Origin of the sequence: Azospirillum sp. B506 (assembly GCF_000333595.1) — a bacterium.
Classification (GTDB): Bacteria; Pseudomonadota; Alphaproteobacteria; order Azospirillales; family Azospirillaceae; genus Azospirillum.
This window is the reverse complement of sequence record NZ_BADK01000424.1, coordinates 1-18,303: the sequence shown is the minus strand read 5'-3', so window position 1 is coordinate 18,303 and position 18,303 is coordinate 1. Positions and strand designations below refer to the sequence as shown.

The following is an 18,303-nucleotide window of genomic DNA, read 5'->3' as shown; positions in this document are numbered from 1 at the left end:
GCACCAGCAACTGGACCAGGGCGTAGTCGCGCCGGGCGTTGCCATGCCCGGAGGCGCGGGCGGCGCACAGCAGGGCGTGGACCTCGGCGGTGGTCAGGCCGACCGGCTGCCGGTCGCGGGCGTGGCGGAGCGGGCGGACGCCGTCGGCGAGATTGCCCGGCAGCCATCCCTTGCCGGCCGCCCAGCGGCCGAGGCGGCGGAGCGCTTCCAGGCGGCGGTTGATGGTGGCCGGGCGCGGGGGTTGGCGGTGGCGGCGGTGTTTCCCGCAATGCCATTCCCCGGGATGGGAGCAGGTTTATGGCGGGAAAGATGGCGGGCGGGCCGGCGAAACACCAGGAAATTCCGATTCCCCGTCATGCTTTCCCGCAATCTCTCCAGCGGAATCAGTTAAAACGGGACGAAGGTGGTTGGCTGCACACCCTTGCCGGGAGATTCGGCTGAAATCCGGAGCCCTTACCGTACATTTCCGTGCGGTTGGGCCTTCCGGCCCATTCTCGAGTCCGCCTATAAAGCCGGAGTGACACCATCACCCCGTCGGCCGGTGCGCCACGACCGCCTTGCCATGCGGGTCGACGGGCACCACACTGGTTCCCGACGATCATGCCCCGGGCTCTCGGCGCGGAAACCCGGGCCGGACCGATCGACACCAGGAGACGAGGATGCCCATCCCGCTCAGTGCTGAAACCGAAGTCCTGGCCCGCCAGCTCGCCGCCGTTCGCGGCCAGAGCATCGACGAGGCCGTCCGCACCGCCGTGCGCGACGCCCTGGCGCGCGCCGAGCAGCCGGCCGCCGCCGGTCTCACGGCCAACCAGCAGGCCAAGGTCGACCGCATGCTGGCACGGGTCAAGGCGTTGCCGCCGCTGGACGACGGCGGGGACCCGGACGCGGCCTTGTACGACGACCACGGCCTGCCGCGCTGAGCCATGGTCGTCGACACCTCGGCCCTGGTGGCCATCCTCAAGGCCGAGCCGGATGCGGCCGCCGTCCTCGCAAAGCTCGCCGCCGCCACGGTCTGCCGCCTGTCGGCGGCGAATTTCGTCGAGGCCGGGCTGATCGCCCACCGCGACCCGACGGGCGCCCACCGCGAAGCGCTGGAAGACCTGATACAGGAGTTCGACATCCGCATCGAGCCGGTCAGCGAGCGGCAGGCCCGGCTCGCTCTCGACGCATTCCGCCGCTACGGCAAGGGGACTGGACACCCAGCCGGCCTCAATTATGGCGATTGTTTCGCCTATGCCCTGGCTGCGGACACCGGCGAACCCCTGCTGTTCAAGGGGAATGACTTTTCCCGCACCGACCTTACACCGGCATGAACGGCGATTTGGACGATGCCACCGGGGATGACCGGCCGGCCTCCCTTCCGGTCCCCGCCCCGGCCGACCCCTGGCTCCCCGGGCTGCTGGTCGCCGACGAGGTCGAGGCGGCCCGCCGCTACGTCGAGGCCGCCATGGCCCCGGCGACGCTGCGCGCCTACGCCAACGACTGGGAGCTCTACACCCGCTGGTGCGCCGACCGCGGCCTGGAGCCGCTGCCCTCCGCCCCGGCCCAGGTCGCCACCTTCCTCGCCCATCAGGCCGAGCTCGGCCTGGCAGTCGCCACCATCGAGCGCCGGCTTGCCGCCATCGGCCATCACCACCGGCGCGCCCGCCTGCCGGCCCCCCTCCGCGATGGCGGACGCGCCGGCGATCGAGCAAACCCTGCGCGGCATCCGCCGCACCCACGGCAGCGTCCCGAAGAAGAAGCGGGCCGCCACCCATGATCTGGTGCGCACCATCCTGGAGGCGATTCCGGAGACCGGCATCCGCAACCTGCGCGACCGCGCGCTGATCGCCTTCGGGCTGGCCTCGGCGATGCGGCGCTCCGAGCTGGCCGCCCTGCGTCTGGAGCACCTGACCCGCGCCGAGGACGGGGTGCGCGTCCTGATTCCGAAATCGAAGACCGACCAGGAGGGCGCGGGCCGCACCATCGCGGTGCCGCGCGGGTTGCGCATCCGCCCGCTGGCTCTGCTGGAGGCGTGGCTGGTGGCCGGCGAGATCGCCGAGGGCTTCGTGTTCGGCCGCATGCGCAAGGGCGACCGGGTGACCGGGGCGGCGATGAGCGGCGAGGCGGTGGCGCTGGTACTGAAGGAACGGGCTGCCGCGGTGGGGCTCGACGCCGCCGAATTCGGCGCCCATTCCTTGCGCGCCGGCTTCCTCACCTCGGCCGCCGCCACCGGCGCCTCGCTGTTTAAGATGCGCGACCAGTCGCGGCACGAGTCCCTCGACGTGCTGGCCGGCTACGTCCGCGACGCCGACCTCTTCAAGGACCATGCCGGCGCCGGATTCCTTTGAGTGGGGAGACTGCGAGCAAGGTTCTCGCCCGCGCCTTCGGGGACCGTCCAGCTCCATCGCTTCGGGGACGCCCGGGGGCGTCGCGATGACCGCGGTTTCTCAAGAGACTGCGTCTCCGGGAAACTCGGTGCGGTTCGGTTGGCGCCGGCTGCACGAGTGGCACCAAGCCGGCGTTTGGGAGCGGCTTCACCGCGTGCTGCTCGACCGGCTCGGCTATGCCAACGCCATCAACTGGGATCGCGCGGCGGTGGACAGCGCCAGCGTTCCAGCAAAAAGGGGGGCGAGGAGACTGGGCCGAACCCGACGGATCGCGGCAAGCCGGGCTCCAAGCGCCATATCATCGTCGATGCCAATGGCATCCCCCTCGCCTTGAGGATCTCGCCGGCCAACCGGCATGACAGCAAGTTCCTGGAGACGTTGGTCGATGCCGTGCCGGCAATCCGCCAGTGTGCGGGCCGACCACGACGACGCCCGGTCAAACTACACGCCGACAAGGGCTACGACTTCGCCCACTGCCGGCAGGCGCTACGCCGGCGGGGGATCATCCCGCGCATCGCCCGGCGTGGCATCGAGAGCAGCGAGCGCCTTGGCCGACACCGATGGGTGGTCGAGCGCACACTTGCATGGTTCGCACGCTTCCGCCGCATCGCCGTCCGTTACGAACGGCGCGCCGACATCTTCACCGCTTTCCACTACATCGCCGCCAGCCTCATCTGCTGGCGTTTCGTCCAAAGATGGTTCTGTTAGGCGCTCAACACTCATCGGGGTTATCAAGGGCGGAGCGGTTTCCCTCCGCGACCCGCCGGAGAATGGCGGCGACGGTGTCCAGGTCCTCGGCCATCGCCCAGCCGAACGCGGCGCGCCGCTGATTGGCGAAATCCTGTGGGCCGCCGCACGCGTCCGGCGGGCTGGTTTCCCGGCCGGCCAGACACACCGGATGCGGCGACCGGGGCACGGTCGCCAGGATCGTCTCGACGCGGATGTCGATCCGCCAGCCGGCGCGGAAATCGTATTCGTAGAGGAAGCGTTCGGTGGGCCGGAACCGGAAGCGCGCCAGAGGCACCGCCTCGGCGTCCTCGCCGAAGTGCAGCCCGCCGATGGCCGGGATGCCGTAGCTCCGGCCATGAATGCGGAAGCGGTGCAGGTGATCGTCTTTCCAGCCCATCAGCACCTGGATGACCTGGTGCAGATCGGCGATCGACAGGCGGTCCTCCACCCGCACCCGGCGCCACACCGCCGGATGGACGTCGCGCAGCTGCACCTTCAACTGGAGCATCTGGGGTGGAGGCGAGTCGGGCATGGCGCATGCTATACCTCAGCCGAGTCGCAGTTGCCCCCGGTTTGTGATGGGCTCGTTGCGTCTCGCCGCCGCCGTCTATGCCTTCGCCCGCCGGGCCGCCCGCGGGCGGCGTCTCGCCTACGCAATGATTGCCGAGCCGGTCGATGCCGCCATCGACGACGCCCGCCTGGTCTACCGGAAGGCGTTGGGAGAGGTCTTCCTCCGGCTGGTGTCCGAAGGGGTGGGGAACGGCGAGCTTCCGCCCCAGGACGCCGCCATCTCCGCCGCCTGCATCGTCGGTGCCTGTCTGGAGGGGCTCGTCGGGCCACTGGCCCCGCAGGCGGCATCGATTCACGACGCCGGAGTCGGCCTGGCGGAATCCATCGCTCGCTTCTGTCTGCGCGCTGTCGGCTGCGATCCGGCCGTCGCCGTCGACATCATATCGCGCGGCGGCTCGGACCGGTGGTCGGTCACGGCCCCGCCTCCGCCGGCCTGACTCTTGCCGGGCACGGCAGCAAGGGCGCCGACGACGTGCGACAGGCCCGGTGCCAACAGGCACAAGGCCCGTCAACCATCCGAATGAATGCAGAGGAGAACAAATGCACAACCGTGCGGATGCTGGTACGATGCGGCCAGACACCGTGGGTGTAGGAACGAACTTCGGAGAATGGAATGGGGTATCGCAGCGGACGGATGCTACGGACTCTGGTCGTATCCCTGGCCTTGTCAGTTCTCTATGCAACGGCCTGCACCGCAGCGGAAGCGATACGCCTGGGCTGGCAAACCCAATGGGCCACCCAGGGCCAACTCGTGATGGCACTGAAACATACGACGATCCCTGATCTTGCCGGTGTCGCGCTTTCCTTCACCGGTTTTCCCTACGGGGCGCCGCTCAACGCCGCCGCGCTGGCCGATCAGGTGGATATCGTGTTGACGGCCGACCAGCCGGCGCTCGTTCTTCTCGCACGCAAGCCGCAGGCACGGATCGTGGGCCGTCTCATGTATAACCGTGCATGCCTCTATGTGCCGCGCTCGTCCCCGATCCGCGAGGTCGGGGAACTCGGCGGTTCCACCATCATGGGCCCGGCGGGGGCCGCTGCGGAGCGGGTCGCGCTGGCCGCCTTGCAGGGCGCAGGCGTTCCACTGGCCGGATTGCGCCTGGGTAATCTCGATATGGCGCAGCAATCCGCGCTGCTGCGCCGTGTGGCAGGGCAGCCGGAACACCGCGAAATCGGCGCGCTTTACGGATTCGACCCCTTGGTCGCCGCATTCGAAGAGGCGGACAGCATCCGGTCCCTCCATTGCGGCAAGGTGCTCGCCGTGATCGTCGCCTCGGAGCGCATGATGACGGAACGCCGTGACCAGTTGGAGCGGTTCCTCGCCGCACTGGCGCTCGGCTGGTGGCATTACGCAAGCCATCCGCACGAGATGAACGCCGCCTTCGCCGCCGAGGCCAAGCTGGACGTGACGGAGGGTGCGCTGGAACGCGCCGCTGCCGTCGAACCGAACAGAAGCGCCAGGCAAATCGGGGACGTGCGCATCGACCTGTCGGCCGAAGACCGGGCGATGCTGACCGAGGTCATGGCGTTCCTGGTCGACCGGCGGATATTGACCCGAACCCTGGATGTCGCGACGCTCATCGACACCGGACCGCTCAAGGCCGCGATGACGCGCTTCGATCTGTCCACCCTTGCCGCTGCCGTGTCTCGCTGATCCGGAGGGGAGAAGTGCATCACGAGGTCCTGTTGCCGATCGCCGGCTGCCTGCTGGCGGCGGCACTGTGGGGCGTCTGTGCGTCTGTTTTCGATATGGTGCTGTTGCCGCCACCCTCCGCCGTCGCCATGGCAATGGTCGAACAGGCGTTCCACGGTGGGCTGGGGGAGGACGCCTGGGCCAGTTCCGGCCGCGTCCTTGCCGGGGTGTGCTTCGCCTTCTCGCTCACGTCCGTTCTGGTTCTGGCGGCAGCGTTGTGGCCACCCTTCGAGCGCATCGTGTCCGGACCGATCGAGCTGACGCGGCCTGTTCCTCCGATCGCCTGGACGCCTCTGGCGATCATGGCGCTCGGCGTGGGCCCTGGGGCCGCGGTGGCGATCGTCACGGTCGGTGCGTTCTTCCCGCTCTGGCTTTCCGTGGCCAGAGGATTGCGGGAGGTTCGGAAGGTACACATCCTGGCGGCGCGGAGCCTGGGAGCCGGCCATGCCCGGCTTCTCGCAGACGTCATCCTCCCCTCCATCCTGCCATATGCGCTGCATGGCCTGAGGCTGAGCACGGGGTTCGGCTGGTTCAGCGTCGTCGCGGCGGAAATGATGGGGGCTCCGAGCGGACTTGGCCGGGGCATCCAGATGTCCAGCCTCAACCTGGATGTGACGAACCTCTACGCCTACATCCTCACGACTGGGATTGCCGGGTTCGCCTGCGACAGGGCGCTGTTCGCCGTCGAGCGGTCCGTGAGCCATTGGCGGGGAGGCAAGGCCTGACATGGATTGGCTGGCGATCGACCGGCTCAGCGCCGGCCATGACGGGCGGATCGTGATCAGGGACCTGTCGTTGTCGGTCCCGCGGGAGTGCCGGATTCTGGCGGTGATGGGGGCGAGCGGTGTCGGCAAATCCACTCTGCTCTCCGTCATGGCCGGCCATCTCCGCCCCTCGCAGGGCTCCATCCGGATATGCGGGGAGCGGGTGGAGGAGCCGTCAGGCTCCCGCCCGATGGTCTTCCAGGACCACAACCTGTTTCCCTGGAAGACCGTGTCCGGCAACATCCAGTTCGGCCTGAAATGCCTTGGCGTCCCTGCATGGATCCGCGCCGAGCGCGCACGCGAGCTTCTGGACCGCATGCGGCTTGCCGGGGTCGCGCAATGCTACCCGTCGCAGTTGTCGGGCGGTATGCGCCAGAGGGTCGGGTTGGCGCGGGCGATGATTCTTCGTGCGCCGTGCCTGTTGCTCGACGAGCCGTTCAATGCCCTCGACACGGACGTCCGGGAGCTGTTGCAGGACGAGCTGGTCCGACACGTGGTCGAAACCGGCACGCACGCGGTGCTGGTGACGCACGACCTTGCGGAAGCCGTGTACATGGCGGATGCCGTCCTTGTGCTGCGCGGCGGTGCCGATTTCGACCTCCTGCCTGTGTCGGAAACCCCGCTTCCGCAGAGGGCCGCATGGAGGGCCGGCACGATGATGGCCGATGCCGTGCTTCGGCTGCGGCGGGCCATCGCCGGCGCCCCCGGCGATGGGGATACCGGGCACGCAGAGGGCAGCCTGCGGCGACCTGGAGCACGTCGCGTGGAACCGGAATCGGTTTGAAGCGCGTATCCGGCTGCCCACGCCATCCGGGGCCGGGGTTTGTCGTGTTTTCTAGCGGACGCACGAAACGTCGGGGGCCGGCGAGCGGTCCGCCGGATCTCTCAGGCGTTCGCCGGCATCAGCAGACCTAGGATATCGTCCTTCACACGGCGATTTTCCTCCGGAACAAGGAACGACTGATCGAACGGAGCCGCCTCGCACTCGTCGGCCCGTCTCAGATTCATCACCGGAACCGCCGCGCGGTCATGAAGGATCGCCAGGGTGACCGCGAAGGTTCCGTGATCGGCGCTGGTGGTGTGCAGCACGCCGCGTTCGACATGGTACACGCAATGATCGGTCAGCCGATCGCCGCCGATGATTTCCGCCCCGACCAACTCTTCGGTCGGTCTGGCGACCGTCACCGTTCCCGTGTCGACGAAGACATGGAACAGCTTGTAAAGGGGGGGCTGTGCCGCAGGCACATGGCGGAAGTCGGTGTTGGTCAGCGGCCCGCGCAGCACATAGCTGGCCAAGTGCCATGCGTGGGAATGACACAAGGGCTGCGGCGATTGCTCGTACCGGATCGTCGGATGCCAGACATGAAGGCGGAAAACCGCTGTCGTGCCTTCATGCATACATTCGCCCAACGTCGCCTTCAGGAACCCGAAAGGGTGTTTTTGAAATCGCGTGTCCGTGCTCCCGGCTGCCTCGCGCACCCACTGCGCGACGTCGGCCCTCAAGGCCGGGTCGGACACCGGGCCGGTGGAATGTTCCCTGAGACCGGCGAACAGGCGACTGGCCCTTTCCTCATTCATGACTTCCCCTCCGGTGCGTGGTTTTCAGCCCAACCGGCGCCAAGGAAATCGGTCGCTTTTCGTGGGGATCGTGTTCGAGATCGAAGCAATGGACGGCATCGCCGCCCAGATCGATGATGGTCTTCTGTTTCGGCGTCATGCGAAGGCCGACAAGGGGAGCAAGATCGGCTCCGGCGAGTTCCTCTCGATAATATGTTTCCATATAGGCAGGCCGGTGTTCGCTTTCGGTGGTCAGCAGGGGTACCAGCGACCGGCCATCCCGCTCATGGCCGTCGGCGAGCCCGGCCATCTCGGCAATAGTCGGCAGTATGTCGAGCAGCCTCACCTGCGTATGCACGCGACGGCCCGCGGGAACGACGCCGTTCCGGACGATGATCAGGGGGACCAGCTGCGTCGCATCGTAAAGCAGGCAGCCATGCCCCCGTTCCTCGGGATGCCCGAGTTGCGCGCCGCCATGATCGTTCGGATACCAACCGTTGAGGTCCTCGCCATGATCGGAGAAGAAGACGAACAGCGTTCGTTCGTCGAGGCCCTTGCTCTTCATGGCATCCATGAACCGACCGAGGTGATGGTCGACGTAGAGCGCCTCTCCTTCGTAAGGATTGAGAGGGGTTTGTCCGAAAGTGTCCGGAGCTTCGTATGGCCAATGGGTGTCGAAGAAGTGCAGGAACAGGAAGAACGGCTCCGTCCGCCGATCGTCGAGCCATGCCAGGGCGCGCTCCAGAACCAGGGAGGCCCGTTTGAGCGCCATTCCTCTTACGGCGACATCGACGGAATGAAGAGGATCGCTGCCGTCAGGAAGGCGGGGAATTTCATCGTCGTAATCGTAGAAGCCCATGTCGAACCCATACCACCGGTTCATGCCGGGGCAGGAGACGATGGCCTTGGTTTCATACCCGGCGGCGGCGGCAAGCTGCGCCAGCGTCGGAATTTCCGGATTCAGCTTTTCCCGGAACAGATGCCGGACGCCATGCTTGGCCGGCAGCAGACCCGTGAAGACGCTGGCATGGCTGACCGGGGTCAATGGAGCCGGAGAAATGGCATTGAGGAACGAGGTTCCCTGGTTCATGAGAGCGTGCAGGCGCGGCATCCTTCCGCTGTAGGCGACGTCGGCTCTCAGCGTGTCAAGGCTGACGAGAACGATGTTCGGCGCGCGCATGACCGACTCCCGCGGGTATATCGAAATAGCATTCCATGCCGCCGGTTTCAGGCCGGCGTCCGACATCTTATTGGAATTGTCTGAAATGACCAAGGCGCAACCGCCACCGGCAACCCCGTACCTCGGTGCGGTCGTTTTCCACGCGCCCGGCCCGCCGCTTTTCAGTTCCCCGAATGCCGACGGAGTGGCGTCGCGTCATTCCGACAGGTTCGGTTCCGCCGTCAAGCGAAGGTCCGACACGCGGCCCGCTTCGAATTTATGGGCGGCAAGGCAGGCGACCATGGCGGCGTTATCCGTACAGAACTGGGGCGGCGGATAGATCAAGCGAAGACCGGACGCCTCCGCCGCGTCGGTGAAACGCTGTCGCAGGCGCCGACTGGCCGCCAGGCCGCCGGACACCGAAATCGCCCGGACCCCATGACGCTCCGCGGCGCTCAAGGTCTTGTGGACGAGAACGTCGCAGACGCTCTCGAAGAAGGCCGACAGCACCTCTCCCTTGTCGAAGGTGTCGGCGTGCTTGTCGCGGAACTGCCGCATCGCGGTCTTCAGGCCGCTGAACGAAAAATCGAAGTTGTCCTGATGAATGAGCGGCTTGGGGAAATTGAACGAGCCGGGCCTGCACGTCATCGCGTATTCGTCGACGGCCTTTCCGCCGGGCATGGGGAGCCCGAAGATGCGTGCCACCTTGTCGGCGCACTCCCCGGCGGCGTCGTCCAGGCTTCGCCCGACGATGCTCCAGGAGAAATGGGCCGTCTGATGGATCAGAAGCGTATGCCCACCGGCGACGATCAGGTGGACGATGGGGAAGGGCATCTCTCCCGTTCCGGTCAGCAATCCGGCATAGGGGTGCGCTTCGATGTGATTGATACCGATCAGGGGAATGTCCAGGGAGAAGGCCAGGGCCTTGGCGGTGGCCAGGCCGACAAGGATGGACCCCATCAGCCCTGGCTTGTGCGAGACGGCGACCCAGTCCAAGGCGTCGAAGCCGATCCCGGCTTCGGCCAAGGCGCGCCGGATCAGCGGGTGAATGACCTCCAGGTGGCGGCGCGACGCGCGCTCGGGCACCACGCCGCCGAATATGGCATGATCGTTGAACTGGCTGAGGGTAAGATTGGCGAGCAGATCGTTCCGGCCGCGCAGCACGGCGATCGACGTGTCATCGAATGTCGTGTCGATCGCAATTCCCGTGGTGGTCATGACCGGGCAACCTCTGACTTGACGTAAATGGGAGCGGGCAGGGTGCCGTCGGAATCGCCCCCCGTTTCCCATCGTCCGGCTGCAAGGGCGACGATGGCGCGCAGCTGGTCCTTGTATTCCGGCTCGATACCGGGCGGGGGATCCGCCTTCTGTCCGGTACGGTTGAAATTCATCGCGAAGGATCGGGCGACGACGATTCGACCGTCTGCGATTTCCTCAAGTTCCGACGAGCGCGCGACGGCAATCGGCCCGAGAGGCCGAGGGGCGATCCCGCCGGCGAAGGTCTGGAAAAAATACTCGTTGCGGACGCAGTTTACGGCGGCGAGGATTTCCTTGCCCTCGCCGTTGTCGGGAGCAAGGGTCGCCAGCGCGGGCAGCACCCCGACCCCGATGGCGCGAATATCCCGCACGATGGAAAATGTATTGACCGCGCAAAGGCCGATCCTCGTGCCGACGAAGGAACCCGGACCGACGCAGGCGGCCAGCCCCTCGACGTCGGCCAGCGACAGCCCATTCCGGTCGAGCAGGGATCGGACGTGCGCGAAGAGATCCACGTCCAGGGTCCGGCTGGACTTCCCAATTCGACAATCGAGCATCGCCCCGCCACGGGACAGCGCAACGCCGAATTGTTCGCTCGTCGTATCGACAGTCAGTATCAAAGGAGTCGGGAGCATCTGAATTCCTGCTCAAGCGCTGCGAAGGTCCCGGCATATGCGGGGTCCTCGGAAGAAATGCGAACGTATCGCGCGTTCTCGTCGTCGTCGACCGGCGATAGGTCGAGCAGAAGGGTCGCGATCCCATCCAGAAGCGGAGCGGCGATATCCGGCCACTCGATGAAGGTCGGGCCGTCGGGGTTCAGCCAGTCGTCCTGGTCGATCTCCTGCAGTTGGTCGGCATCTTCCAGCCGGTAGAAGTCCACATGGCAGACCGAAACGGTTCCCTGATACCAGTTGGCGATGGTGTAGGTCGGTGAGATGACGATCTTGGGATCGATGCCGAATTCGGCGCAGATACGTTTGATCAACGTCGTTTTGCCTGCGGCAAGATCGCCACGACAAAGACATACCGCATGGAGGGGCAAGTTCCGCCCCAAAACACGACCAAGCCGATCGGTGTCTTGCAATCCGTCGAGACGAAATTTTATCCACATCACCTGTGCGATGGCCCCCGTCAACCAGCGTATCGTTGGTGGTTGCAACAACTCCCAATACAGAAGCTCACTATATTAACGAGTCTGGTCAAAGGCAACGCGCGTCGCGGTCCGATCGCCGATATCCGATCGGACCATAGCGCTTGTCCGATCTCCCATCCTGATCAAGGTGGCCGCATCGCCGACCAGCCCCGGATCCCGCAGTCACCTCTACCATAAGATACCGAGGCACCGTGTTCCCCAGATCTTCAAGAGTGCGGGCGATGTGCAAAATCCATTTTGATTGTACAATGTACCGAGGTAGCTTACCGATTCCGCAGATGGCGGCACAGCGCCTCAATTTCGGGGCGCAGAAGTTCATTCCGGACAATGCATCCTCGCCTGGGGTTCTGCTTGACCAACTTCGCGCTTCGTTGGCGGGAGATTGTAAGATGCGACGACGGAACCGAGACGATTACGCTTATCCCGCAACCTTGTTATGACGGCTTTTTTGCCGGGTGCGGACGTCGCGCCCGCGAACTGGATAGGGCAAGGAAACCAGAAGTAAGTAATATCTTTTCGGTATAATGGTCCGGCATCGCTGAGGTCGGGAAATTGATCCACTGTTACCCCGTCGGCGATCCTTGGACATGGTCGATCACATGAACACCACCCTCGATCCCAAAGTTGTAGCATCCCTTCTCGCCTTGCATCGTTTCTGGCTGAAAAGGCAAACATTGACCGGGCCGTCGCGGATCGAAGCCATCCTTGAACATGCCGCCGCTACCGTTCCGTTCTACCGCGACGCGCGAGCTGACCCCAAGGGGGGAATAGGGGCGTTCCCGCTGATAAGGAAGGGCGATGTCACTCCCAATCCTCTCCGCTTCGTCAGCGACATGGTCGCACCGGAAGAACTGGAAATCGGCCTGACCAGTGGAACAAGCGGAACTCCGCTAAAAATATATAGAAGTCCACTGGACTACTACTCGACGTTCATTGCCATTCACGGTGTCGTCGCGGATCGGCTGGGTCCAATGCCGGACGGCATGCGACGGCGCGCCTATGCCGTCCTCCAGGTCAGCGACAACCTGCGTCGGGTCGATGCCGCCGGGCCCAACCCATCGCTTGGCATGGCGTGGACACGCCGGATCGCCTTGGAAGAAGGATGTCGGAAGAGCCACGATGTTTTCATGCAATGTCTGGCGATGGGTGTGGGATCTCTCTACGGAAAACCCCGCAGCCTTTTATACATGGCCCAACTTCTGGATCCCTGGCCCGATTCGACGATGCCTCGGCCCTTCCAAATCCTTTGCAGCGGCGATAATCTCTACCCCGACACACGCAAGCGGATCGAGGCGATCTTCGGCGTGCCGGTAACGAACCTGTACGGATTGCAGGAAACCGGCTTAGTCGCGGTCGAAAGCGAACCGGAAGGCGGCCTTCTCGTCCTCTCACAACGGGCATTCGTTGAAGTGCGGGATCCCGAAAGCGGCGTAATCAGCCTTAATGGTTATGGCGAGCTGGTTCTGAGCAATCTCGACAACTGGGCGATGCCTTTGATTCGCTACGCCACCGGAGACCATGGAGAGCTAGAGACACGAAGCGGGGCGGACTGTGCCGTTCAGGTAATCCGGAATTTGAGCGGCCGCGATTCACCATATTTTATTTTCAATGGAGTGCGGAAAAATCCAGCGCTCATGAATCATATCTTTGAAGCGGCCCGTCTTCCCCAATTTCAGCTCATCCAGGATGGCCCCCGGCACATCACCGTGCGTGTCGCATCTTTGAATGGATTGCCGGGAAATCTATCGAACTTCATTACCGAACATGCACGAACCGCCTTCAATGCCGATGTGACGGTCGAGATGGAGGTTGATCCGGAGCTTGGAGCCTTTGGAAGGAAAGTTCAACGTTTCGTCTTCCGTCCCGACCCGAAGCGCGATGACTTCGGGCCGGGCACAGGTCCAGCGGCCGCCGAATCTTGAGCTTTCGACATGAGGCAAAGTTCAGAATGCATATCCAAGTATTCGCCGCAATCAGACAAAGATGCTTGCCCCCGCCGCACTAAAACCACCACGCAGGTTCTCCAGTTTCAGCAGACCCGAACCGGCAAATTTCTGGTCAAGGCGATCAACGTGGAGAATTTTGAGAACGGCCAATGCCTGTTCCTCGTTAATGCCTGCAGCTGCAGACAACTCATTAGCTAACGAGATAATTTCGATCTTCCCGTCCATAACTGTTCCTCCAAAGCTAATGGAAGAGTACATGCTATTCGTTATTTTAGACATGCGCAATATGAATTGTCGACGACATGCATATGTCGGGTGTTTGCGTAAGATCTGGGATGCCGGGAGTCTGTGCTTCATATTTATTTTGCGCCTCGTTGGGAGCGGTGATAAGATATGAGGCGTATTCGCAACATCAAATGCTCCTGCGAAGGGCGCCCGGCTTTGTGATGGAACAAGAGTTCGAAAGAATTATGATTTCTGAGCCAGAAGAATACTTGAAATCGTACCCACCGATATATTGGTAAACAATGGTGAGGTCGAGGCTTGTTTGATGACTTTCCAAGATTGGATAAATGAATAATGTTGATTGTGAAACATGCAGGTAAAAGGCGTTGAGTGGAGAGTGTTCATGAACGACAGGCCCAACGTCGTACTCTTGAGTTTGGATGAAGTTCGCCCGGACCATCTTCCATGTTATGGATATTCGCGGATCGCCACACCTGGATTGAGCCGTATCGCGGCTGAAGGGGTCGTGTTCGAGCAGGTATTCAGCTCGTCCGATTTCACGCCCATCGCCATGGGAACGGCGCTGACGGGACTATACCCTGATCGGCACGGCGTCCGGAATCCTTATTGCCGGCTTCAGGCCAACTCTCTTGCGATGATGTTCAAGGCCCGCGGATATGCGACGGCCGGCTTCAGCGGCAACGGGATTTTGACCCGGCGCCATCACTTCGCCAATGGCTTTGATTTGTGGAACGAACCGACCGCCGACACGGGGTGGGCGTCGACCGATTACCGAACCGCGGATCCCGAAGTTTTCTTCGAAGGCAACGACTGGACGGACGCCTGCTTTTCATGGCTCCGCCGGAACGCGGCGCGGCCATTCTTCATATGGGGCCATTTCTATGAGACACACGGCTTTTCCGAAGATCATCTCCAGCGCGTCGGGCGCATTGCGACGGGTCACCTGCCGGAATGGTCCTATTATGACGCAAAGATTGCCATGGCCGACCGGGACCTCGTGCACCCCTTGCTCCGGCTTCTGGATGAGCTGGGCATAGCCGGCCGGACCATCGTTGCGGCGATTGCCGATCACGGTACCAACCTTGGGGAAAAGCCTTGCCGGCCCCTGCCATGGCGGCCCGGCGAAGTGTATTATCCCCAGCACACCACTCTTTACGACTTCGACCTTCATGTGCCGGTGCTCATCCGGGGACCGGACATTCCAGTCGGGCGGCGGGTGAAGGAATTCGCCGGATTGGTCGACCTCGCCCCGACGCTGCTCGACCTCGCCGGCATACCGTTTGCTATCGAATCCTTCGACGGACGCAGTCTGCGAGGTGCGATCGACACCACCGGCTTCGATCGCGCGAACGTCTATGCGGAGGATTTGTTCGTGCCGCGCGGCGAAGGCGCCTTGCAGATGATCCGGACGGCACGAGAGAAGTTCATCATGAATCGGAGTACCGGCCAGGAGGAATATTATCGATTGGACGAGGAGCCGGCCGAATGCATCAATCGGATCGGGGAGCTGTCGGAGGCGCAGGCCGATTGTTTCCGTGAGATGCTGGATGCGCGGTTGGAGTCGAAGGTCGGCGCCGGCGACCCGTTCAGTGACGCCGAACGCTCCGCGGTTCGCAGCGGTCTGTACGGAATGGGCTACCGGGTTGAGATCGGCAGCACAGCAAATCCGCAGGAAATACTTTCGGGGGAATGACGCATGTCCGTTCCGTCAGTAAGGGTATACTCTCCGATCACAGGTCCCTAACGGCAGCGCGACATCGATGGCTGAAACGAAAATGCTTATGTCGGAAACTGCGATTGCTGCCCCGGCAGATGCTTGGCGGCGGGAAAGCCGGCCTTGTTCGGGCCTTCCACGGTCTATGCTCTGATGGCCGACGCCTGCAATGGCGCCGCCCTCGACAATCTTTACCTCGTCAAAGGCCGACCCGGCGGCAATCCGCTGATGGTAATTGTCGCCGATCGGGAAATGGCGAACCGATACGCCTGCCTCGACGAGGGGCCCGCCGCGGCGCTGACCGCTGCCCTGTGGCCGGCCCCCTTGACCGTCTGCGTCCGGGCCAGACCGGACTCCGGAATCGCTCCCCAGTGCGTCAATCCTGCCGGGTACATCGGTGTCTGTTTCCACAACGCACCTTATGAAAACAGGATCGTCGAAATGTTGGGGCGCCCGGTGGCCTCATCGAGCGCGAACCATTCCGGCTTTCTGTCCCCGACACGCCTACGGGATATCCCGGCGGACCTTCTTGCCGCGGCGGCCGTGGCGGTGGACAGCGGCCCCATGCCCTATGGGCTGGAATCGACGCTTGTCAGCTTTCAATTCGGTGGTCCCGTATTGCTCAGGCCCGGTGCGATCGAGCGCGGCGCGATCGAAACCGCCCTTGGTTGCCCATTGCCCGATGCAGCGGATCACCCGGACGCGAGGCGGCTGATCGAAAGCGGCCGTCTTCCGACGAACGAGAGCATTCCGCATTACAACGCCGGGCTTAAGCTGCGGTTGAACGCTCTTGCAGCAGAAAAGGGCGAAGCCTATCTCGGCTTCGGTCCTTACCATGACCGCGGTCCCTGGTCCTTAAGCCGCTCCGGCGATCTCAGCGAGGCGGCAGCCAATTTGTACTCCACTCTCCACGACTTGCAGCGGCATGGCCATACCGAAGTAGCGGTCGCACCGATTCCGTCCACCGGTTTGGGAGCCACGATCAACCATAGGCTGATCACCGCTGCCCGCGCAGCCTCCCAGGGGTGATGACGGCAGGGAATCGGGCAGCCGATCATGTCGCGAGCAGATCGACGCGCCTCAGCGAGTGGCACCGCCTGTTTCAGCGGCGTCGAGGCTGTCCGTCTCTGTATACGCGTCTCTCGAGGTAGACGTTCAATCGACCGGAGACCCTTTCCAAAGCCAAGCCGAGGAAAGATCGGATACGCCTTCAGATTTTGTTAAGATACTATCCAGAATATGTTTGTGAGCATATAGGTCCCCCGGTTGCCGATCCGATCAAACACTTGAGAGTCCGCCCGGCTCATGCAATCGACCCTGATCTTGCCCCGGTTCGGTGGACACGGGTTCACGCGGATCGTAGCTCGGCCGGTTCGGGCGTGATGTAGCCGATGGCCGAGTGGGCGCGCTGTCGATTGTAGTAGGTTTCGATGTAGGCGAACACCTCTCGGCGGGCCTGGTCGCGGGTCTCAAAGCGGGTGCGGTGGACCAACTCGACCTTGAGGGTATGGAAGAAGCTTTCCATGGGCGCATTGATGCTCCTATGTTGGTCAACCATCTTTTAAGCTGTTTTTCCCGGCGGTTTGCCGGTGCAGAGATGTTGGTAGATTTCTCGGGCGATATAGCGCTTCAAGCATCTGCGAATTTCGCGAGTCGATTTGCCTTCAGCTGTTCGACGCTGGACGTACTCGCAGGTTGGCGGATGATGTCGCATGCGAACAAGAGCTACCCGGTAAAGGGCGCGTTCGCGCGCCGGTTGCCACCACGGTTGAGGCGATGACGGCTCGTCTTGCCGCTTGAGGCCGGAAAAGGACTTTGGTGCGCAATTCGGCTTGGGTGGGAAGCACACCCGATCCGACGTGAGTAAGCATCCGCTGAGTGCCGCGGTCAGGCAGCTTTCATCTGCTCGCGGATTGCCTTCCAGTTCCAGGGGAGGAGTTCGGGCAGGCGGGTTTGGGATGTATCGTTGATGCGGGCCAGCACATCGGCGAGCCATGCCTGGGGATCGACGTCGTTGAGCTTCGCCGTGATGATCAGGCCGTACATGATCGCCGCCCGCTGCCCGCCGCGATCGGATCCGCAGAACAGCCAGGCTTTCCTCCCGAGGGCGATCCCGCGCAGGCCGCGTTCGGCGGCATTGTTAACTGGCATGCTGTTACCTGGCGCTGGCCGGTTCTGGCGATTAGATCGCGGTTGCGGTATCTATCGTCCACCGGGATAGGGGCGCCGGGAGCATGAAACGGCGGCAGGCCGTCCTTACGATGAGCTGCGAGCTCGCGTTGTTACATGGCCGCCTCCTACGACTTGCCCGGTTGCGCTGCGAGCGCGGATCCGTAGATGTCGTGCAAGCCCGCCAGCTCCCGAACCACCACTGGACGGACCACTGGAGGGAAGGAGCATGCGCATCATCGGCATGGATATTCACCGCTCGTTCGCCCAAGTCGCCTTCCTGGTGGACGGCCAGGTGACAAAGGAAGCCAGGGTCGACCTTGCCCATGACCGCTTCCTAAAATTTGCCAAGACCCTTGAGCCAACCGACGAGGTGGTCATTGAGGCTACTGGCAACAGCTCGGCTGTGGAGCGTGTCCTGCGGCCTTTCGTCAAGCGGGTCGCCGTGGCCAACCCCCGGCTCGTGCGGGCCATCGCCTATGCCCGCGTGAAGACCGACAAGATCGACGCGGTGATCCTGGCGCGCCTGCATGCGGCAGGCTTCCTGCCGGAGGTCTGGGTTCCCGATGATGACACAATCCGCCGCCGGCGGATGGTCACGGAACGCTCGGGGATCGTCGAGCACATGGTGCGGGTTAAGAGCCGCATCCATGCCATCCTGCACGGGAACCTGATCCCGAAATACGAAGGCTGTCTGTTCAGCAAAGCCGGCCGTGCCTGGCTGGCACGCCTGCCGTTGCCGTCCGAGGAGCAGGCCATCCTCGCCCGCCTAGTGGCGGAACTGGAACGGGTGAGCGCGCAACTGACCGAGATCGACAAGCGGATCGCCCAGCAGGCGCTGGACGATCCGCAGGCTTGCCGGCTGATGACCATTCCTGGGGTGGGCACCGTGGTCGCCCTGACCGTCTTGGCGTCAATCGGGACGATCTCCCGTTTTCCGACCTCCGAGAAGCTCAGCAGCTACTTCGGTCTGACCC

Annotated in this window: 21 protein-coding genes and 3 pseudogenes; 14 read left to right on the top strand and 10 right to left on the bottom strand. The window is 63.4% G+C overall.

The genetic code is table 11. The features are described 5' to 3' along the window. From I71_RS38275 to I71_RS35910, 6 genes are all read left to right on the top strand, one after another. A partial coding sequence (locus I71_RS38275) for a hypothetical protein (protein ID WP_042695295.1) occupies positions 1-391 on the top strand: 391 nt, incomplete at its 5' end. A gap of 268 nt (positions 392-659) precedes the next feature. Then, positions 660-920, top strand: a complete 261-nt coding sequence (locus I71_RS13105) for a type II toxin-antitoxin system VapB family antitoxin (RefSeq protein ID WP_042695294.1) — start codon at positions 660-662, stop codon at positions 918-920. 3 nt (positions 921-923) lie between these two features. Beyond that, complete coding sequence (locus I71_RS13100; RefSeq protein WP_042695293.1) at positions 924-1,313, top strand: type II toxin-antitoxin system VapC family toxin; 390 nt, start codon at positions 924-926, stop codon at positions 1,311-1,313. Further along, complete coding sequence (locus tag I71_RS38780) at positions 1,310-1,759, top strand: site-specific integrase (protein WP_049976096.1); 450 nt, start codon at positions 1,310-1,312, stop codon at positions 1,757-1,759. The genes I71_RS13100 and I71_RS38780 overlap by 4 nt, the downstream gene beginning before the upstream one ends. Then, complete coding sequence (locus I71_RS38775; protein WP_049976095.1) at positions 1,668-2,330, top strand: site-specific integrase; 663 nt, start codon at positions 1,668-1,670, stop codon at positions 2,328-2,330. The genes I71_RS38780 and I71_RS38775 overlap by 92 nt, the downstream gene beginning before the upstream one ends. After that, positions 2,308-3,077 (top strand): IS5 family transposase gene (locus I71_RS35910; RefSeq protein WP_375731195.1). Its coding sequence is split into 2 segments (ribosomal slippage): positions 2,308-2,596 and positions 2,596-3,077, totalling 771 coding nucleotides; the frame shifts between segments, so codons are not numbered across the junction. The genes I71_RS38775 and I71_RS35910 overlap by 23 nt, the downstream gene beginning before the upstream one ends. 4 nt (positions 3,078-3,081) lie before the next feature. On the opposite strand, the gene I71_RS13085 is transcribed toward I71_RS35910, so the two are convergent. After that, entirely contained in the window at positions 3,082-3,597 is a 516-nt protein-coding gene (locus tag I71_RS13085; protein ID WP_199902168.1) for a plasmid pRiA4b ORF-3 family protein, read from the bottom strand. A 79-nt stretch (positions 3,598-3,676) separates the two neighbouring features. On the opposite strand from I71_RS13085, the gene I71_RS13080 reads away from it, so the two are divergent. The 4 genes from I71_RS13080 to I71_RS13065 all read left to right on the top strand — a co-directional run bounded on the left by I71_RS13080 (position 3,677) and on the right by I71_RS13065 (position 6,909). Next, positions 3,677-4,105, top strand: a complete 429-nt coding sequence (locus I71_RS13080; protein ID WP_049976093.1) for a hypothetical protein — start codon at positions 3,677-3,679, stop codon at positions 4,103-4,105. Positions 4,106-4,281: 176 nt separating this feature from the next. Next, entirely contained in the window at positions 4,282-5,322 is a 1,041-nt protein-coding gene (locus I71_RS34975) for an ABC transporter substrate-binding protein (protein ID WP_148294226.1), read from the top strand. Positions 5,323-5,336: 14 nt separating this feature from the next. Further along, positions 5,337-6,086: an ABC transporter permease gene (locus tag I71_RS13070; protein WP_049976091.1), complete on the top strand. Its 750-nt coding sequence runs from the start codon at positions 5,337-5,339 to the stop codon at positions 6,084-6,086. A gap of 1 nt (position 6,087) precedes the next feature. Continuing rightward, positions 6,088-6,909: an ABC transporter ATP-binding protein gene (locus I71_RS13065; protein ID WP_049976090.1), complete on the top strand. Its 822-nt coding sequence runs from the start codon at positions 6,088-6,090 to the stop codon at positions 6,907-6,909. 101 nt (positions 6,910-7,010) lie between these two features. Here the strand turns inward: I71_RS13065 and I71_RS37400 are convergent, their stop codons facing one another. From I71_RS37400 to tsaE, 5 genes are all read right to left on the bottom strand, one after another. Beyond that, entirely contained in the window at positions 7,011-7,643 is a 633-nt protein-coding gene (locus I71_RS37400; RefSeq protein ID WP_148294225.1) for a hypothetical protein, read from the bottom strand. A 52-nt stretch (positions 7,644-7,695) separates the two neighbouring features. Then, a complete protein-coding gene (locus I71_RS13055) occupies positions 7,696-8,862 on the bottom strand; it encodes a sulfatase (RefSeq protein WP_042695290.1) in 1,167 nt (388 codons plus the stop codon). A gap of 195 nt (positions 8,863-9,057) precedes the next feature. Further along, positions 9,058-10,059 carry a tRNA (adenosine(37)-N6)-threonylcarbamoyltransferase complex transferase subunit TsaD gene (tsaD, locus tag I71_RS13050; RefSeq protein ID WP_042695289.1) on the bottom strand — a complete coding sequence of 334 codons (1,002 nt, stop codon included), beginning with the start codon at positions 10,057-10,059 and terminating at the stop codon, positions 9,058-9,060. Next, on the bottom strand, positions 10,056-10,733 hold the full coding sequence (tsaB, locus tag I71_RS34970) for a tRNA (adenosine(37)-N6)-threonylcarbamoyltransferase complex dimerization subunit type 1 TsaB (protein WP_049976089.1): 678 nt from the start codon (positions 10,731-10,733) through the stop codon (positions 10,056-10,058). Before tsaB ends, tsaD begins: the two co-directional genes overlap by 4 nt. Then, positions 10,715-11,233, bottom strand: a complete 519-nt coding sequence (gene tsaE / locus I71_RS34965; RefSeq protein WP_083897138.1) for a tRNA (adenosine(37)-N6)-threonylcarbamoyltransferase complex ATPase subunit type 1 TsaE — start codon at positions 11,231-11,233, stop codon at positions 10,715-10,717. Before tsaE ends, tsaB begins: the two co-directional genes overlap by 19 nt. A gap of 617 nt (positions 11,234-11,850) precedes the next feature. On the opposite strand from tsaE, the gene I71_RS13035 reads away from it, so the two are divergent. Next, a complete protein-coding gene (locus tag I71_RS13035; RefSeq protein ID WP_148294223.1) occupies positions 11,851-13,173 on the top strand; it encodes a phenylacetate--CoA ligase family protein in 1,323 nt (440 codons plus the stop codon). A 51-nt stretch (positions 13,174-13,224) separates the two neighbouring features. Here the strand turns inward: I71_RS13035 and I71_RS13030 are convergent, their stop codons facing one another. Continuing rightward, entirely contained in the window at positions 13,225-13,422 is a 198-nt protein-coding gene (locus I71_RS13030) for a hypothetical protein (RefSeq protein ID WP_042695287.1), read from the bottom strand. A gap of 403 nt (positions 13,423-13,825) precedes the next feature. On the opposite strand from I71_RS13030, the gene I71_RS13025 reads away from it, so the two are divergent. Next, complete coding sequence (locus tag I71_RS13025) at positions 13,826-15,136, top strand: sulfatase (RefSeq protein WP_159107378.1); 1,311 nt, start codon at positions 13,826-13,828, stop codon at positions 15,134-15,136. Positions 15,137-15,259: 123 nt separating this feature from the next. Continuing rightward, entirely contained in the window at positions 15,260-16,186 is a 927-nt protein-coding gene (locus tag I71_RS13020) for an L-threonylcarbamoyladenylate synthase (protein ID WP_042695285.1), read from the top strand. Positions 16,187-16,505: 319 nt separating this feature from the next. Here the strand turns inward: I71_RS13020 and I71_RS13015 are convergent. The 3 pseudogenes from I71_RS13015 to I71_RS13010 form a co-directional block, all read right to left on the bottom strand. Beyond that, a pseudogene (locus I71_RS13015) lies at positions 16,506-16,691 on the bottom strand (IS3 family transposase); the annotation flags it as partial. Positions 16,692-16,718: 27 nt separating this feature from the next. Continuing rightward, positions 16,719-16,972 (bottom strand): annotated as a pseudogene (locus I71_RS39700) (transposase); the annotation flags it as partial. 72 nt (positions 16,973-17,044) lie between these two features. Beyond that, positions 17,045-17,299, bottom strand: a pseudogene (locus I71_RS13010) (transposase domain-containing protein); the annotation flags it as partial. Between the two features lie 256 nt (positions 17,300-17,555). Here I71_RS13010 and I71_RS13005 point away from each other — a divergent pair. Beyond that, on the top strand, positions 17,556-18,303 hold a 748-nt coding region (locus I71_RS13005), incomplete at its 3' end, for an IS110 family transposase (protein WP_042695282.1).

Bases quoted from the DNA above. Each gene is read 5' to 3' on its own strand.
- I71_RS13105 (WP_042695294.1), top strand. From the start codon at position 660: ATGCCCATCCCGCTCAGTGCTGAAACCGAAGTCCTGGCCCGCCAGCTC.
- I71_RS13100 (WP_042695293.1), top strand. From the start codon at position 924: ATGGTCGTCGACACCTCGGCCCTGGTGGCCATCCTCAAGGCCGAGCCG.
- I71_RS38780 (WP_049976096.1), top strand. From the start codon at position 1,310: ATGAACGGCGATTTGGACGATGCCACCGGGGATGACCGGCCGGCCTCC.
- I71_RS38775 (WP_049976095.1), top strand. From the start codon at position 1,668: ATGGCGGACGCGCCGGCGATCGAGCAAACCCTGCGCGGCATCCGCCGC.
- I71_RS13080 (WP_049976093.1), top strand. From the start codon at position 3,677: ATGGGCTCGTTGCGTCTCGCCGCCGCCGTCTATGCCTTCGCCCGCCGG.
- I71_RS34975 (WP_148294226.1), top strand. From the start codon at position 4,282: ATGGGGTATCGCAGCGGACGGATGCTACGGACTCTGGTCGTATCCCTG.
- I71_RS13065 (WP_049976090.1), top strand. From the start codon at position 6,088: ATGGATTGGCTGGCGATCGACCGGCTCAGCGCCGGCCATGACGGGCGG.
- I71_RS13055 (WP_042695290.1), bottom strand. From the start codon at position 8,862: ATGCGCGCGCCGAACATCGTTCTCGTCAGCCTTGACACGCTGAGAGCC.
- tsaD (WP_042695289.1), bottom strand. From the start codon at position 10,059: ATGACCACCACGGGAATTGCGATCGACACGACATTCGATGACACGTCG.
- tsaB (WP_049976089.1), bottom strand. From the start codon at position 10,733: ATGCTCCCGACTCCTTTGATACTGACTGTCGATACGACGAGCGAACAA.
- I71_RS13035 (WP_148294223.1), top strand. From the start codon at position 11,851: ATGAACACCACCCTCGATCCCAAAGTTGTAGCATCCCTTCTCGCCTTG.
- I71_RS13030 (WP_042695287.1), bottom strand. From the start codon at position 13,422: ATGGACGGGAAGATCGAAATTATCTCGTTAGCTAATGAGTTGTCTGCA.
- I71_RS13025 (WP_159107378.1), top strand. From the start codon at position 13,826: ATGAACGACAGGCCCAACGTCGTACTCTTGAGTTTGGATGAAGTTCGC.